Below are 14,857 nucleotides of genomic sequence, written 5' to 3' on the forward strand. Positions count from 1 at the left end.
CCCGGAAGCCTAACGGGCGTCGGTCGCGTCGCTCGCGCTCGTCGGGTCCGTCGCGTCGCGTTCGGTCTGGAGGCCCGGCTCGGCTCCGCCGGGTCGGGTCGCCTCCGGTGTCCGCTCGCGGGCGGCCCCCGATGCCAGACCGGCCGCGATGATGAACACGAACACGATGAGCAGGCCGTGGAGCAGCCCGAAGTGCTCACCCGCGAAGCCGATGATCGGCGGGCCGGCGAGGAATGCCACGTAGCCGATCGTGGCCACGGCGCTCACCTTGGCGGCTGCGGTGCGAGGGTCGTCGGCCGCAGCGGACATGCCCATCGGGAACCCGAGGCTGGCACCGAGCCCCCACAGGACCACGCCGACGATCGCCAGTGGCACGTCCGGCACGAAGATGAGCATGCCGAGGCCGACGACAGCGACGGCGGCGCTCGCGCGGAGGACCGGCACCCGGCCGAAGCGGTCGATCAGTGGACTGCCGGCCACCCGCCCGACGGTCATCGCGGCGAGGAACACGGTCAGCACGGCCGAACCGCCGGCGTTGTCGAGCCCGTGGCCGTCGATCATGGCCAGCGGGAGCCAGTCGTTCGCGGACCCCTCGGCCAGGGCCATGCCGAGCACGATCACGCCGATGAGCAGGGTGGACGGCGACTTCCAGACGGCCCAGCGCGAGACGGGGAGCTGCACGGGGCTGGTGTCCGTCGGCTCCGGGTCGGTGAAGCGCTCGTCGCCGAACCAGCGCACGGCGGTGCCCATCGAGACGCAGGTCAGCACGCCGATGACGATGAAGTGCAGCGCGACCGGGACCGCGAGCCGTTCGGCGAGGGCTCCGGGGCCGGCGCCGGCGAGGGTGCCGAGGCTGAAGGTGGCGTGGAACAGCGGCATGATCGTGCGGCCGCCCAGCCGTTCGGCGGTGGCACCGGTGACGTTCATCGAGACGTCGCACAGGCCGTTGCCGAACCCGAAGGCGATCAGGCAGACCCAGATCGCGGCGAAGCCCCACCCCGCGGTCACGGCGACGCCGGCCATGACCAGCCCGAGCGCCAGGCAGACGGCCGCGATCTGCACGCCCCGCTTCGCGCCGAGGCGCCCGACGATGTGGCCGGCGAAGGTCAGACCCGCGATGGACCCGACGCTCATCCCGACGACGAGCAGACCCATCTCGAACGTGCTCGCGTCGAGCTCGTCCCGCACGCTGGGGATCCGGCCGAGCCACGTGGCGATGGCCAGTCCGGACAGGGTGAACACGACGAACACCGCGTTGCGCCAGGCCGTGGTGCTCGGGGCGGACCGGGTGGTCCGGGTGGCGGACGCCGTCGTCATGCTGTGTTCCCTGTCGAATCGATTCGAGTGCTGGTGTCGGATACGCTATCCGGCGATGGACGACACGGCAACACCCCCCGGCGCGTCCGACACGCATGCTTCGCGGCGCCCGCGCCCCACGCTCGTCGCCGTCGCGCGGGCGGCCGGGGTCGCCCCCTCGACGGCCTCGCTGGCGTTCAGCGGGACCGGCCCGGTGTCCGAGGACACGCGAGCGAAGGTCCTGGCAGCGGCGGCCGCCCTCGGCTACGACGGACCCGACCCGCGCGCCCGGTCGCTCCGACGCGGTCGCTCCGGAGTGATCGGCGTCGTGATGGACGACCGCCTGAGCGACGCCTTCCGCGACCCGGTCAACGTCCTGACGCTCGACGGCATCGCCGAGGTCGCCGGCGAGGCCGGACTCTCCCTCCTGCTGGTCCGCAGTCCTCTCGACGACGAACGCGGGGCCGGTCCGCTCGTCGACGCCCCGATGGACGCCGTGGTGCTCGTCGGCTGCAACGTGCGGGTCGACCCCGCGGTCGCCGTGCTCCGACGTCGGGGCATCCCCGTCGTCGCGATCGAGGCGGACGACATCGAGGGAGCGGTGCCGATCCAGCTCGACAACCGCGAGGCCTCGCGGCGTGCGGCGGCGTTCCTGCGTGACCTCGGGCACAGCGCGGTCACGGTCGTCACGCTGCCGATCGACGCGGCGCGGCAGCGTGGACCGATCACCGACGCCCGGATCGACGCGGGGACGGCGCACACGACCCGGGAGCGCCTGCGTGGTGTGCGCGGGGTGTTCCCGGACGCCGCCGCGTTCGAGGCCGGCGGCAGCTCGGTGGAAGAGGGGCGCGCAGCCGGGGCAGCGCTGTTCGGCCCGGGCGGCACTCGTCCGACCGCGGTCGTCGCGCAGAGCGACCTGCTCGCGGTGGGGGTGGTGTCGGCAGCGCTCGAGGCCGGGCTCCGCGTGCCCGAGGACGTCAGCGTCGTGGGCTTCGACGGCATCACGGTGGACGACAGCCTGTTCCACAGCTCGCCGATCCGGCACCTGACCACGCTCGTGCAGCCCTTCGTGCAGAAGGGGCAGGCAGCGGCCCGTGCGGCGATCGCGATGCTCGAGGGCGCCGAGCCGAGTCCGGCGTCCTTCCGCTCGGAGCTGCGCCTGGGCGACACGACGGGGCCGCCCCGCGCGTAGGGCGCTGCGCGCCGCGGCGGCGGCACGGTGCGAGGCCGCGCACGGTGCGGGGTTGCGCGCGCTGTGCGGCGTTGGACCCCCGCACCACCCGACGAACCTCGCACCGGCGGCAGACCTCGCACCGTGCGCGGGTACGGAACTCGCACCGTGCCAGGTCGCGCAGGATGCTCCACAGCGTCCGTCAGCGCGCCATGGCGACCGCGATCCACCCCGGTCGGTGCGCACGGAGCCCGAGCGTCACCGCGCGGATGCCGATGTACCCGAACGAGAACACCGCCCACAGGCTCGCCAGGCCGTCGCCGACCAGCCAGAGCAGGGGCAGGTACACGACGAGGTTCACGCCGCCCGCGATCGCCAGGTACCGTGCGTCCCCAGCGCCGATGAGCACCCCGTCGAGCACGAACACGTACCCGGCGACCGGCATCCCCGCGGCGACGAGCACCAGCACGAGCGGCAGCGCCGACCGGACCGCCGCCGAGTCGGAGAAGACCGGACCGAGCACCCCGCTGACGGCGAGGGTGAGCGCCCCGAGCAGCACGCCGCCCGCGATCCCGAGCACCACGAGCCGCGACGTCACCAGGCGGACCCGCTCCGCGTCCCGTGCACCGAGCGCGTGGCCGACGAGCGCCTGTCCCGCGATGGCCAGCGCGTCGAGGGCGAAGGCGAGCGTGCCGAACACCGTCAGCCCGACCTGGGTGGTCGCCAGTCCGGCCGTCCCGAGGCTCGCGGCGACCCCGACGGTCGCGAGCATCGCGACGCGGAGGGATGCCGTGCGCAGGAACAGCCACGCACCCGACCGCAGCGCGCCGGTCACCCCGGACGCACCCGGACGCAGCGGTGCTCCGACGCGTCGTGCGGCACGGACGGCGATCACGACGTACACGGCTGCCATCGCCCACTGCACGATGACGGTGCCGGCCGCCGATCCCTCGACGCCCCAGTCGAGCCCGTAGATCAGCAGGGCGTTCAGCAGCCCGTTCGCCACGAACCCGACCGTCGCGACGACGAGGGGCGTCCGGGTGTCCTGCAGCCCGCGCAGCAGTCCGGTCGAGGCCGTCACCACCAGGATGCCGGGCAGTCCCACGAGCGACACCGTCAGGTAGGCCGTGGCCGCGTCCGCCACCCCGGCATCGGCATCGAACAGGTCGACCAACGGCCCCGCGAGCGGCCACCCGACCAGGGCCAGGACGACGCCCAGCCCGAGGGCCAGCCACATGCCGTCGACCCCGGCGTGGACCGCTGCGCGTCGGTCACCGCCACCGAGGGCACGGGCGACCGCGGGCGTCGTCGAGTACGCGAGGAACACGAGCAGCCCGGTCGCGGTCTGCAGCACGGCACTCGCCAGGCCGACCGCTGCCAGGGACGTCGCGCCGAGGTGCCCCACCAGTGCGGTGTCCGTCATGAGGAACAGGGGTTCGACCACCAACGCACCGAGCGCGGGCAGCGCCAGGCGCACGATGTCGCGGTCGACGGCGCGGCGGGTCGAGGGCATCAGGACATCATGCCGCGGGCTAGCGTCGGCGCGTGGACACTGCCCTGCTCGTACCCGGTGCGCTCGGCATCGCCCTCAGCCCCGTGTCCGTCGCGTCGATCGTGTTCCTGCTCGGACACCGACGCGGCTACGCGTCGGCAGCGGCCTGCGCGGCCGGGTGGGTCCTGGCGATCGCGGTCGGGCTCGTCGTCGCCGTCGTGGTCGGCGAACGCCTGCCTGCGGAGTCGGGGGACGGGCCTCCTGTCCGGGAGTTCGTGGCCGTCGCGGCCGGCGTGGTCCTGCTCGGGTTGGCCGTGTGGCAGTGGACCGTCCGCCGCCTGCCGGACGGATCCCCGTCGAGCTCGCGGTGGTCGGACGCGATGGAGGCGCTCGGCCCGCTGCGGGCGTTCGGCCTCGGCGTGCTCGGCTTCGTCTCCAACGCCAAGGCCCTCGTGCTCGTCCTGGCCGCCGGACTGTCGTTCGGGGACGCTGATCCCGGGCCGGTCGATGCCGTGACGGCCGGCGTCGTCTTCGTCCTGGTTGCCGGCTCGACGGCGGTCCTGCCGATCGTGCTGGCCGTCGTGCTCGGCTCGCACGCGCAACGGGCGCTCGCCGCGATGCGCGTGTGGATCGGCCGGTGGGGGTCGCTGGTGCTGGTGGCGGTCCTCGTCGTGGTCGGCCTCGTGCAGCTCGTCACCGGGATCGCCGGCCTGCTGGACTGAGCGGCGAGCGGTGAGCTCGATCGGCCGCCGTCCGACCGACGGCCGTGCGGGTCAGCTCCGGTCGCTGCGTGGTTCCGCCGGCACGCCGCCCGTCGCAGCGTGTGCGGGCTCGGACGCCGGCTCCGGCGCCGGGTCCGTCCCGCGGGCACGCCCGATCAGGTCCATCACGTGGTAGACGACGATCGCCGCCACGGTCCCGACGATGATGCCCCCGAAGCTGGCCTGCCCGAACGAGAACGTGAAGTCCGCGATGCCGATGATGAGCGCGATGCCCGCCGTGAGCTGGTTCTTCGGCTTGGCGAAGTCGACGCGGTTCTCGACCCAGATGCGGATGCCGATGACGCCGATCAGCCCGTACAGCGCCGTGGTCGCACCGCCGAGCACGCCCGCCGGCACGCTGGAGATGACCGCGCCGATCCTCGGGGACAGCCCGAGCAGGACGGCGGCGATGGCCGCGACCCAGTAGGCAGCGGTCGAGAAGACCCGCGTGGCCGCCATCACGCCGATGTTCTCGCCGTACGTCGTGGTCGCCGAACCGCCGCCGGCGCCGGCCAGGACGGTGGAGATGCCGTCGGCCATCAGCGCCCGACCGGTCAGCGGGGTGAGGTCGCGACCGGTGAGCTGCCCGACGCCCTTGACGTGCCCGACGTTCTCGGCGACGAGCGCGAGCACCACGGGCACGAATGCCAGGTAGATCGGCAGCTGCGCCGGGTCGAACGCCGGAGCGGTGAACCGGGGCAGCCCGATCCAGGGGGCGTCCCCGACGGCGGAGAAGTCGACCTGGCCGCCGATGAGCGCTGCGACGTACCCGATCACCACACCGATCACGATCGACAGTCGCCCGATGAGCCCCTTGAACAGGACCGTCACCAGGATGATCGACAGCAGGGTGATGACGGCGATCAGCGGGGACTTCGTGAAGTTGTCACGTGCGGCCGGAGCGAGGTTGAACCCGATGAGCGCCACGATCGCACCGGAGACGATCGGTGGCATCAGCCGGTCGATCCAGCCCGCACCGGCGAGGTGCACGACCAGGCCCACCAGTGCGAGCAGGGCGCCCACCACGATGATCCCGGACAGGGCGAGCGGGATCCCGCCGATCTTCGTCGCGGCGCCGATCGGCGCGATGAACGCGAACGACGACCCGAGGTAGCTGGGCAGCCGGTTGCCGGTGATCAGCAGGAACAGGATCGTCCCGATGCCGCTGAACAGCAGGGTGGTCGACGGCGGGAAGCCGGTCAACAGCGGGACGAGGAAGGTGGCGCCGAACATCGCGACGACGTGCTGCACGCCGAGGCCGATGGTCCGACCCCACGAGAGCCGTTCGTCCGGAGCGACGATCGTCGTCGCGGAGACGGTCGCGCCGTCCCCGTGCAGCTTCCACGGAAGTCCCATGCCCACGACCGTACCGGCACCAGGGTGCCCCGGTGGCTCGGGTGACTATCGTGGACCGCATGACGGACGTCGCAGGCACCACAGGGATCCAGACCGACGAACTCGACGAGACGGTGCAGCCGAAGGACGACCTGTACCGCCACGTCAACGGACGGTGGATCGCCGCCACGCCGATCCCCGACGACAAGGCCCGGTACGGCTCGTTCACCGTGCTCGCCGAGGCGGCCGAGGTCGCCGTCCGGCAGATCATCGAACGCTCGCAGCAGGCCGCCCCGGGCTCCGAGGAGCGCAAGGTCGGCGACCTGTACACCGCGTTCACGGACGAGACCGCGTTGGAGGCGCTGGGCACCGGCCCGATCGAGCCCCTGCTCGCCGAGGTCGCCGCGGTCGAGACCACGGCCGACGTCATCCGCCTGGTCGGCCGGTTCGAGCGCCTCGGACTGCCGAGCTTCCTGCAGCTCTTCGTCGACAACGACCCGGGCGACCCGGAGTCCTACGTCGTGTTCCTCGAGCAGTCCGGCCTCGGCCTGCCCGACGAGTCGTACTACCGCGAGGAGCGCTTCGCCGACATCCGCGACAAGTACCGCGAGTTCGTCGCCGCCATGTTCCCCCTCGCCGGCTACGACGAGAGTGCCGACCGCACGGAGCACGTCATCCGGCTCGAGACCGCCCTCGCCGGCAAGCACTGGGACAACGTCGCCACGCGCGACAGCCAGAAGACCTACAACGAGATGCCGTGGGCCGAGGTCGCTGCCCTGGCGCCCGGGATCGACCTGCAGCTGTGGTGGGAGGCCATCGACGCGCCGGCCGGCGCGTTCGAGACCGTGGTCGTGCGCGAGCCCTCGTTCCTCACCGGCCTGGCGGAACTGCTGCAGTCCGAGACCCTGAGCGCCTGGAAGGACTGGCTGGCGTGGCAGGTCGTCCGCGGCTCCGCTCCGTACCTGACCAGCGCCTTCTCGGCGACGAGCTTCTCCTTCTACGGCACGGCACTCACCGGTGCGCCCAAGCAGCGTGAGCGCTGGAAGCGTGGTGTCTCGCTGGTCGAGAGCGCGATGGGCGAGGCCGTCGGCCGGATCTACGTCGAGGAGCACTTCGACGAGACCTCGAAGGCGACGATGGACGACCTCGTCGCGCACCTGGTCGAGGCCTACCGCCAGAGCATCACGGCGCTCGACTGGATGACGGACGAGACCCGGCAGCGGGCCCTCGAGAAGCTCGACAAGTTCACGCCGAAGATCGGGTACCCCGTCAAGTGGCGCGACTACTCGGCCCTGCCCGTGACCGCGGACGACCTGCTCGGGAACGTCCGGGCGGTGGCGAGCTTCCAGGTCGACCGCGAGCTCGGCAAGATCGGGAAGCCGATCGACCGCGACGAGTGGTTCATGACGCCGCAGACGATCAACGCCTACTACAACCCCGGGTTCAACGAGATCGTGTTCCCGGCCGCCATCCTGCAGTTCCCGTTCTTCGACGCGGGACGTGACGCAGCGGCCAACTACGGCGCGATCGGCGCGGTGATCGGGCACGAGATCGGGCACGGCTTCGACGACCAGGGTTCGCAGTACGACGGCGACGGCCGCCTGCAGAACTGGTGGACCGAGGCGGACCGCACGGCGTTCGAGGAGCGCACCAAGGCCCTCATCGCGCAGTACGACGCGCTCGTCCCGACCGAGGTGCCCGACGGCCACGTCAACGGTGCCCTGACGATCGGCGAGAACATCGGCGACCTCGGTGGCCTGTCGATCGCGTGGAAGGCGTACCTGCTCTCCCTCGACGGCCAGGAGCCCCCGGTGATCGACGGGCTGTCCGGCGCCGAGCGGTTCTTCCTCAGCTGGGCCCAGGCGTGGCAGATGGCGATCCGACCGGAAGAGGCGGAGCGCCTGCTGACGATCGACCCGCACTCGCCGAACGAGTTCCGGTGCAACCAGGTCGTCAAGAACATCGACGTCTTCTACGACACCTTCGGCGTGACGGAGCAGGACGCGATGTACCTCGACCCCGCCGAGCGCGTCGCGATCTGGTGATGGTCGAGCCCGACGCGGCCCCGTCCTCGCGGCGGCGACGCCGCGACGACGTCGGCCGCCCGGGCTCGGGGTCCCGCGCCAGGGGTCGGCACCGTGGTGGTGGCGAGGACCGGTTCGCCGCCACGGTCGATGCCCTGGGGTCGCTGGCCCTGGACGGAGCGGGCGTCAGCGCGTCCGTGATCGACACGTCGAGCGGGAAGGCCCTGTTGGCGGTCGACGACCGGCTCGTGCAGTCCGTCGGCGGGCTCGGCCGGGTGCTCCTGCTCATCGAGGTGGCTGCCCGTCTCGAGGACGGTCGGCTGCACGGCGACCGGCTGCAACGCATGGCCCGGGACACCGCCACCGGCCCCGGGCTCTGGCAGTTCCTGCAGGAGCCGACCATGCAGGTGTCCGACCTGGCGACGCTGGTCGGCGCGACCGCGGACGCCTGGGCGACGAACGCCCTGCTGTCGACGGTCGGCATCGACGCCGTGCGCGAGCGGGCCGAGTCGCTCGGCGTCGAGCGGTCCGCCTTCATCGACCGGGTGCGCGACCGGCGCGGACCGGACGATGCCCCGGACGTCGCGGTGGCAGCAGCGGGCGAGCTCAGCTGGGTGATGCGCGGGCTGGCCCTCGGCGAGGTCGTCGACGAAGGGGTGTCGAACCGCGTCCTCGGCTGGCTGTCCCTGGCGAGCGACCTCAGCCTGGTCGCGGGGGCGTTCGGCCTCGACCCACTGGCGCACCGCGCGCTCGACCACGGCCTGCAGGCGGTCGCCGTCACGGGCAGCGGGCCAGGTGTCCGCTCCGAGGCGGGCGTGCTGCGCGGACCCGGTTCATCGGTGAGCTACGCCGTGACGGTGACGTTCGAGGACGACACGCTCGATCGACGACTCGCCGTCGTCGAGGCGCTCCGGACGATGGGCACCGAGGTCCTCGACGCGGTCCACGTCACCGTCACGCGCTGACCCGGACGCGCTGGCGGGCCGGACGGGAGGCCCGGTTCGGCCCCGCAGGGCCGCTTTGGACCCGCGCGTGGTGACCACATGACGACGGCCCGACCGGAAGACCGGTCGGGCCGTCGTGGCGGAGGCGGGTCACGCCTCCAGGCCGGTCAGCTGTGCTGCTTGGCGGCCTTCTCCAGCCTCTTGCGGAGCTTCTTGCGCGACTTGCGCGCGTGCGGGTCGTTCCACATCTTGCGGACGGTCTCGCCCTTCGACTGCTTGACGACGGTCCGGTTGGACCGCGAGCCGAACCAGAAGCCGATGAGCACGATGGCGGCGATGACGAGGAGGCGGTTGCGCATGGAGTGTCCCTTCTGTGTCGGATCCCGGCCGGTCAGCCGGTGATCCGTCGTACGAGGTCGGTGATGATCGGCCAGACGTCGCCAGCGCGATCTGCAGAGCCGATCGCGACGGTGACGAGCGGGTAGGCCGTCACGGCCAGCGTGACGAGGACCGCCAGGACGACCGGCACCCACGCCGCCACGCTACGTCGCCGGGTCACGGCGAGTACCAGCAACGCCAGGACGACGATGCCGCCCAGGATCGTCACCAGCGTGACGCGGACGAACGGGAACGGCACCAGGCCGGCCGTGGTGGCGGTGACGCCGGCCAGGAACCCCGTCAGGGGCAGGAACGCCCCGACGAAGAGCAGCAGGACGACGACCAGGCCCACGACGGTCGCGATCCAGACGCCGCGGGCGCGCGGCGGACGTTCCCGGCCGAAGCGACGACCGCGACGGCCGGACCAGGTGGTCATGCGCGGGAGTCCGACTCGGTCGACGTCGACGTCGACGTCGCTGCGTCGTGCTCGTCGGCGGCCCGGGTGACCTCGGCTGCGTGTGCCGCGTCGTCGTCCAGGTGCTCCGCGGCACGGCGGGTGGCCTCGACGGCCTCCTGTGCGTGGTCGTCGACGGTCTCCGTGCTCGGTGCGGCGTCGTCGGCGGCGTCCGCGACGTCTGCTGCTGCGTCACGGGCGTGCGCGGCGGCGTCCTTCGCGGAGTCGGCAGCGTCCGCGGCCGCGTCGGCGGCATCGCTGGCGGCCTCGGCGGCCCGGTCGAGCGCGCTCGAGCCGGCCTCGCCTGCGCGGTCCGCGGTGTCACGAGCGCGGTCCGCGACGTCCGCACCGGCCTCGCGGGCACGGTCAGCAGTGTCGGTGGCAGCGTCTCGCACGTCCGCCGCGGCGTCGCGGGCGCCGTCCAGTGCGGCGGCACCGGCGTCGCGCGCCCGGTCCGCCGTGTCGGCGGCCGAGTCGCGGACCTCGGCAGCAGCCTCGCGTGCCTTGTCCGCAGTGTCGGACGCGGTGTCGCGCACCTGGTCGAGCGCCTCTGCGGCGGCCTCGCGAGTGTGGTCGGCAGCGTCACGGGTTCGGTCGGCGACGTCGGCGCCGACCTCCTGCGCCTTCGCGGCGATGTCCGAGGCAGCGCTCTGCGTCGCAGCCGCAGCGTCCGACGCGACGTCCTTGACGCGGTCGGTCGCCTCGGCGGTCTTCTCGCGCACGGTGTCGACCGCCTCGGAGAGCTTCGAGGGCTCGTCGTCGAACGGGCCGTGCACGTCGGTGACACGCACGTCGACGGTGGCGGGCTGCCCGACGACCTGGGCGACGGCGTGGGCGACCTGTGCGCGGACCTCCTCGGCGACCTTCGTCACCGGCTCCGGGTAGGTGACCACGAGGGACACCTGCACGTCCAGGGTGCCGTCAGCGTCGTCGACCTTGACGCCCAGGGCGCTGGCGGTCCGGCCGAGGCGGGAGCGGACCTGGTCGGCCGCGCGTTCGAGCACGCCGCCCAGGTGGTGCACGCCGTCGACGCCGATCGCGGTCACCGCGGCGGTGCGCGCAGCGACCGTCAGGGCGCTGGCGTCCTCGGGCAGGGGTTCGGTCAGCGATGCGGGCAGTGCCACGTCGACGACGTGGGTGCGGGCGTGGGTTTCGTTCTCCATGATGTCCTCCTCGGTCCGGACAGGAGACGACGGGGCACCCGATCCCGGATGCCCCGTCGTCGTCACTGCAGCTGCCTAGTTCTTGAAGACGTCCTTGACGTCCTCGCCCGTCTGCTTCGCGCTGGCGGCGGCCTGGTCCTTCTTGCCCTCGGCGACCTTGGAGTCGTCGTGGGTCGCGTTGCCCACGGCCTCCTTCGCCTTGCCGGCGAGGTCCTGTGCGGCGTTCTTGATCTTGTCGTCGAGACCCATGATGGGTTCCTTCCGTCGGTCGGGCCGGAGCCCGGTGGTGTTGATGGCTGGTTGGTGGTGGGCCGGGAGGCCCGTGGTGCTTCCGCAGACGGGTGTCAGTGGACGCGGACCGACTTCGCGAGCGCGGAGCGGGTCCCGCCGGTCAGGTGCACGAGCACCGGGACCGGCCGACCGAGGGTGCGGTCGAGGACGGCGAGTGCACGGTCCACGGCGTCGAGCACCGCGACGGCGTCGCCGCCACGGCGGACCGCGACGCGGATGCGGGCGGCGCGCTGCTTGCGGACCTGGTAGACGTCGACCTTGGCGTTGACGACGTCACCGACGCCGCTGAGCTCGTGGTCCACGACGTCCCGGACGAGCGCGACGTTGACCGTCACGGCGTCGTCACCCGAGCGTTCGCGGACGGCCACCGAGGTCCCGCCGCCGCCCCGGGTGAAGACCCAGATGAGCGAGAGGACGATGACGACCGCGCAGACCACGGCGACGATCCACAGCGAAGCTGCGGGCACGTCGACCGCATTCGGGAACGTGACGGTCGGCTTGAGTGCGTCGCGGACGGCCGGCAGGACGCCGGCGCCCATGGCGAGTCCGACGAGCACGGCCACCAGGCCGAGGACGAACAGGATGATGCGGTTCATGGTGCGGTTGCTCTTCGTCATGACAGCGACCCCTGTTCTGCGACCCGGACCTTGACGCGACGGCCGAAGCGCTCGTCGAGCCGACCGAGGCGTTCCTCGACGGCGGAGCGGACTGCCGCCTCGTCGACGGCCACACCGGAGACCGGGACGACCCGGACCTCGGTGCTGGAGCCGCGCGAGGTGGCGGAGGTGTTGTCCTCGGGCACACCGGCTGCGGAGCTCGCGGCGTTGGCCGCGGTCGCCGCGATGATGCGGGTGTCGATGACGACGGCACCGCGGTCGTGCGGCACCGCGGAACGGTGCTGTCGACCGGGCTTGAGGGCCAGGACGACCAGGACCACGCCGAGGACGACGAGCACGACGGCGATCACCTCGGCGATCGTGACGAACGCGGCGTCCGGGCGGAGGGCCGTGTCCACGGCGGTCTGCGGGTCCGCCAGCAGTGGCGGGGAGCCGACGGCGCGCAGGACGGACTCGGTGCCGATCCAGGCCGCGACCAGGACGAGGACCACGAGCGCGATCGACACCGCGGTCGACCGGGAGCGGTGGACGCTCCGGCGCCGGATGCGACGCTCGACGCTGTTGCTGCTCATGATGTCTCCTACCGGACTCGGGTGTCGCGCTCGCGCACGATCCCGGTCAGCTCGATGTGGGCACTGCCGACCTGACGGCCGGTGAGGGCGCCCACGCGGTCCTTCACCTCGGACGCGGCGGCCGTCGCGCGGCCGACGATGTCGTCGACCGCCGCGATCGGACCCGTGATGTCGAGGGCGAGGAGGCCACGGTGGTCGCCGAGGGCGACGCGGACCTGCTTGGCCGGAGCGCCGAGGCGCTCAGCGGCGACGGCGCGGGCGCACGAGGTCAAGGCCCGCGCCGTGATCTCGACGCGGCCCGGGACGTCCGGGCCGCCGGTCACCGGGAGCTCCGGCGTCCGGTCAGCACGTCGGTGAGGGCACCGCGGTCGATCTTGCCCGAGACGAGCGCTGCGACGAGCGCACCGATCGCCCCGAAGACGATGACCAGGACGAAGCCCCAGAACCCGAACTGCAGTGCGACGACTGCCAGGATGGCGCCGATCAGGGCGCCGATGAATGTGCTGCTCATGCGACTCGCGACTCCTTCTTGTCGTCCTCGTCGTCGTCGTCACCCGGGATGAAGACGTCCTGGACGGTGACGTTGACCTCGGCGACCTCCATGCCGACGATCGTCTCGAGGGCACGCGCGACCGAGGAACGGACGCCGTCGGCGACCTGCTGCAGCGGCACCGGGTACTCGGCGACGATGACGATGTCGGCGGCGACCTGCTTCTCGCCGACCTCGACCTTGACGCCCTGGCCCAGGTCACGCTGGCCGATGGCGTCGCGGATCGCGCCGATGGCACGGGCCGCGCCGCCGCCGAGGCCGTGCACGCCGTTGACCTCACGGGCGGCGATGCCGGCGACCTTCGAGACGACGGTGTCGTCGATGACGGTCTTGCCGGCGGTGGGGCCGGTGTTCTGGCTGCGGGCCGCCGTGGTGGCGGTGGTGGGGGTGTTCGTGGTGTCGGCCATGGGGTCTCCTTCCGATGTGCCCGCCGGGTGTTCCCAGCGGTTGCTGTTCACGGATGAGACGGGCTGACTCAGAGAGAAGTCACGCGGCCGTCATGCTTCCCAGGGACCTGCCAGACTCGGGCCCGATTGCGGGGGACTTGTCCCCCATCGGGCCGACGGGTCAGGATTCCGCGCGCTTTTCGTCCACGCCATTGCGCTCTGCACGTTCCGCACGGGCACGGCGGACACAGGCCATCGGGCTGCTGCCGCACTCGGCCTGGAACAGCTGCTGCAGCCGCCGCGGACGTACCCCGGCGACGTCGGCGATGCGCTCGACCGTCAGGGGTTCGTCCGCGTGGTCCTCGATGAACGCCAGGGCCGTGCGGACCCGGTTCGACAGGGCGCCGGTGTCGGGCCGGGGACCCCGTGCCGCTCGGACCGTGGCGCCTGGGCTCTCGGCGTAGCGCTCCCGGTACGCCGTGGCGAAGCGCCCCGGGTTCGAGAACCCCCACGTCCGCGCCACGTCGGCCACGCCGCCCTCGCCGGCGCCGTGCAACAGGGCCCGACGCGCCTCGTCCAGACGGTGGTCGCGCAGGAACCGGCTCGGGGTGACACCGAGTGTGCGGACGAACACGTCCTGCAGGCTCCGTTCGGACAGCCCCGCGGCGTCGGCGATGGCCCGGACCGGTGGACGCTCGCGGGCGTGCACCTCGATGAAGCGGATCGCGTCGCGCAGGCGGTTGGCGACCGGGACGTCGTCGCCGCGGTCGCGCAGCGGGAACGTGTCGAGGACCACCACGGCGAGGCGCCGGTTCAGCGCCGTCCGCATGGCCCCTCGCACGCGGTCGTCGAGGAGGGCCGGGCTGAGCTCGCGGATGAGCCGGCGGAGCGGTTCCCGGCGGGCGATGACCTCGTCCTGCTGCTCGAACAGCAGGGGCCCGTCGGGCTGGTGGTAGCCCAGCTCGCGGCCGACCCGGCGGAGGAACCGGTCGGCGACGTGCACGCCGTTGTAGACGGTGTCCTCGGACTCGAACCGGTAGGCCTCCGACGCGGACGCGATGTAGGGGGAACCCGGCTGGACGACCCGCACACGGTCCGCGAAGTGCATCTCGAGGTGCCCCTGTGCCAACCAGAAGACCACGTGGTCCTCGCGCGGGCCGATCACGCCGGTCCGTCGACCACCGGTGGCACGCATGGTGCGCAGGGACAGGTCGTCGTCGCCGATGACCAGGTACTCGTAGCGGGTCCCCGGCGTCACGAAGGTGTCCGACGCGAAGTCCGACCCGTGGTACTCCGACCGGTAGATCGCGCCGTAGTCCGAGCCGTCGTCGTCCGAGAACCGCTCCTTGCGGAAACCGTTGTCGGGCGAGGTGCTCACGAGGACATCTTCACATCCCCACGCCGGACGAGGTCAGCCCGGCCG

17 protein-coding genes are annotated in these 14,857 nt (G+C 72.4%); 4 read left to right on the forward strand and 13 right to left on the reverse strand.

Annotated elements, in window-relative coordinates; genetic code table 11:
- Positions 1-9 precede the first annotated feature (9 nt).
- The gene (locus BIU90_RS15980; RefSeq protein ID WP_071301236.1) at positions 10-1,317 is read right to left on the reverse strand and encodes an MFS transporter; all 1,308 of its coding nucleotides are present in this window, start codon (positions 1,315-1,317) and stop codon (positions 10-12) included.
- A 55-nt stretch (positions 1,318-1,372) separates the two neighbouring features.
- On the opposite strand from BIU90_RS15980, the gene BIU90_RS15985 reads away from it, so the two are divergent.
- Positions 1,373-2,488 carry a LacI family DNA-binding transcriptional regulator gene (locus tag BIU90_RS15985; RefSeq protein ID WP_071301237.1) on the forward strand — a complete coding sequence of 372 codons (1,116 nt, stop codon included), beginning with the start codon at positions 1,373-1,375 and terminating at the stop codon, positions 2,486-2,488.
- A gap of 181 nt (positions 2,489-2,669) precedes the next feature.
- Here the strand turns inward: BIU90_RS15985 and BIU90_RS15990 are convergent, their stop codons facing one another.
- The gene (locus tag BIU90_RS15990; protein WP_071301238.1) at positions 2,670-3,980 is read right to left on the reverse strand and encodes an MATE family efflux transporter; all 1,311 of its coding nucleotides are present in this window, start codon (positions 3,978-3,980) and stop codon (positions 2,670-2,672) included.
- Between the two features lie 32 nt (positions 3,981-4,012).
- Here BIU90_RS15990 and BIU90_RS15995 point away from each other — a divergent pair, with 32 nt between their 5' ends.
- Entirely contained in the window at positions 4,013-4,681 is a 669-nt protein-coding gene (locus BIU90_RS15995) for a GAP family protein (RefSeq protein WP_071301239.1), read from the forward strand.
- 51 nt (positions 4,682-4,732) lie between these two features.
- Here the strand turns inward: BIU90_RS15995 and BIU90_RS16000 are convergent, their stop codons facing one another.
- Positions 4,733-6,076: a uracil-xanthine permease family protein gene (locus tag BIU90_RS16000; protein ID WP_071301240.1), complete on the reverse strand. Its 1,344-nt coding sequence runs from the start codon at positions 6,074-6,076 to the stop codon at positions 4,733-4,735.
- A gap of 59 nt (positions 6,077-6,135) precedes the next feature.
- Between BIU90_RS16000 and BIU90_RS16005 the strand changes: the two genes are divergently transcribed.
- Together BIU90_RS16005 and BIU90_RS16010 are read left to right on the forward strand one after the other, a co-directional pair.
- Entirely contained in the window at positions 6,136-8,100 is a 1,965-nt protein-coding gene (locus BIU90_RS16005) for a M13 family metallopeptidase (RefSeq protein ID WP_071301241.1), read from the forward strand.
- A complete protein-coding gene (locus BIU90_RS16010) occupies positions 8,100-9,044 on the forward strand; it encodes a serine hydrolase (RefSeq protein ID WP_071301242.1) in 945 nt (314 codons plus the stop codon). The genes BIU90_RS16005 and BIU90_RS16010 overlap by 1 nt, the downstream gene beginning before the upstream one ends.
- 146 nt (positions 9,045-9,190) lie before the next feature.
- Here the strand turns inward: BIU90_RS16010 and BIU90_RS16015 are convergent, their stop codons facing one another.
- The 10 genes from BIU90_RS16015 to BIU90_RS16060 form a co-directional block, all read right to left on the reverse strand.
- On the reverse strand, positions 9,191-9,382 hold the full coding sequence (locus tag BIU90_RS16015; protein ID WP_071301243.1) for a hypothetical protein: 192 nt from the start codon (positions 9,380-9,382) through the stop codon (positions 9,191-9,193).
- A 32-nt stretch (positions 9,383-9,414) separates the two neighbouring features.
- Positions 9,415-9,837, reverse strand: a complete 423-nt coding sequence (locus BIU90_RS16020) for an MFS transporter permease (protein WP_071301244.1) — start codon at positions 9,835-9,837, stop codon at positions 9,415-9,417.
- Entirely contained in the window at positions 9,834-11,018 is a 1,185-nt protein-coding gene (locus BIU90_RS16025; RefSeq protein ID WP_071301245.1) for an Asp23/Gls24 family envelope stress response protein, read from the reverse strand. Before BIU90_RS16025 ends, BIU90_RS16020 begins: the two co-directional genes overlap by 4 nt.
- A 75-nt stretch (positions 11,019-11,093) precedes the next feature.
- Complete coding sequence (locus BIU90_RS16030) at positions 11,094-11,267, reverse strand: CsbD family protein (protein WP_071301246.1); 174 nt, start codon at positions 11,265-11,267, stop codon at positions 11,094-11,096.
- 95 nt (positions 11,268-11,362) lie between these two features.
- Complete coding sequence (locus BIU90_RS16035) at positions 11,363-11,926, reverse strand: hypothetical protein (RefSeq protein ID WP_071301247.1); 564 nt, start codon at positions 11,924-11,926, stop codon at positions 11,363-11,365.
- Positions 11,923-12,498 carry a DUF6286 domain-containing protein gene (locus BIU90_RS16040; protein WP_071301248.1) on the reverse strand — a complete coding sequence of 192 codons (576 nt, stop codon included), beginning with the start codon at positions 12,496-12,498 and terminating at the stop codon, positions 11,923-11,925. Before BIU90_RS16040 ends, BIU90_RS16035 begins: the two co-directional genes overlap by 4 nt.
- Positions 12,499-12,506: 8 nt before the next feature.
- Positions 12,507-12,821 (reverse strand): hypothetical protein, encoded by a 315-nt coding sequence (locus BIU90_RS16045; RefSeq protein WP_071301249.1) that lies wholly within the window; start codon positions 12,819-12,821, stop codon positions 12,507-12,509.
- The gene (locus tag BIU90_RS16050; protein WP_071301250.1) at positions 12,818-13,009 is read right to left on the reverse strand and encodes a DUF2273 domain-containing protein; all 192 of its coding nucleotides are present in this window, start codon (positions 13,007-13,009) and stop codon (positions 12,818-12,820) included. The genes BIU90_RS16045 and BIU90_RS16050 overlap by 4 nt, the downstream gene beginning before the upstream one ends.
- Positions 13,006-13,455, reverse strand: coding sequence for an Asp23/Gls24 family envelope stress response protein (locus tag BIU90_RS16055; protein ID WP_071301251.1), 450 nt, complete (start codon positions 13,453-13,455; stop codon positions 13,006-13,008). The genes BIU90_RS16050 and BIU90_RS16055 overlap by 4 nt, the downstream gene beginning before the upstream one ends.
- A 160-nt stretch (positions 13,456-13,615) precedes the next feature.
- Positions 13,616-14,812: a helix-turn-helix domain-containing protein gene (locus BIU90_RS16060; protein WP_071301252.1), complete on the reverse strand. Its 1,197-nt coding sequence runs from the start codon at positions 14,810-14,812 to the stop codon at positions 13,616-13,618.
- Positions 14,813-14,857 lie beyond the last annotated feature (45 nt).

The sequence above is a fragment of the Curtobacterium sp. MCBA15_001 genome, assembly GCF_001864835.1.
Taxonomy (GTDB): Bacteria; Actinomycetota; Actinomycetes; order Actinomycetales; family Microbacteriaceae; genus Curtobacterium.

Bases quoted from the DNA above. Each gene is read 5' to 3' on its own strand.
- BIU90_RS16050 (WP_071301250.1), bottom strand. From the start codon at position 13,009: ATGAGCAGCACATTCATCGGCGCCCTGATCGGCGCCATCCTGGCAGTC.
- BIU90_RS15980 (WP_071301236.1), bottom strand. From the start codon at position 1,317: ATGACGACGGCGTCCGCCACCCGGACCACCCGGTCCGCCCCGAGCACC.
- BIU90_RS16020 (WP_071301244.1), bottom strand. From the start codon at position 9,837: ATGACCACCTGGTCCGGCCGTCGCGGTCGTCGCTTCGGCCGGGAACGT.
- BIU90_RS16025 (WP_071301245.1), bottom strand. From the start codon at position 11,018: ATGGAGAACGAAACCCACGCCCGCACCCACGTCGTCGACGTGGCACTG.
- BIU90_RS16055 (WP_071301251.1), bottom strand. From the start codon at position 13,455: ATGGCCGACACCACGAACACCCCCACCACCGCCACCACGGCGGCCCGC.
- BIU90_RS16035 (WP_071301247.1), bottom strand. From the start codon at position 11,926: ATGACGAAGAGCAACCGCACCATGAACCGCATCATCCTGTTCGTCCTC.
- BIU90_RS15985 (WP_071301237.1), top strand. From the start codon at position 1,373: ATGGACGACACGGCAACACCCCCCGGCGCGTCCGACACGCATGCTTCG.
- BIU90_RS16015 (WP_071301243.1), bottom strand. From the start codon at position 9,382: ATGCGCAACCGCCTCCTCGTCATCGCCGCCATCGTGCTCATCGGCTTC.
- BIU90_RS15990 (WP_071301238.1), bottom strand. From the start codon at position 3,980: ATGCCCTCGACCCGCCGCGCCGTCGACCGCGACATCGTGCGCCTGGCG.
- BIU90_RS16030 (WP_071301246.1), bottom strand. From the start codon at position 11,267: ATGGGTCTCGACGACAAGATCAAGAACGCCGCACAGGACCTCGCCGGC.
- BIU90_RS16005 (WP_071301241.1), top strand. From the start codon at position 6,136: ATGACGGACGTCGCAGGCACCACAGGGATCCAGACCGACGAACTCGAC.
- BIU90_RS16000 (WP_071301240.1), bottom strand. From the start codon at position 6,076: ATGGGACTTCCGTGGAAGCTGCACGGGGACGGCGCGACCGTCTCCGCG.
- BIU90_RS16040 (WP_071301248.1), bottom strand. From the start codon at position 12,498: ATGAGCAGCAACAGCGTCGAGCGTCGCATCCGGCGCCGGAGCGTCCAC.
- BIU90_RS16010 (WP_071301242.1), top strand. From the start codon at position 8,100: ATGGTCGAGCCCGACGCGGCCCCGTCCTCGCGGCGGCGACGCCGCGAC.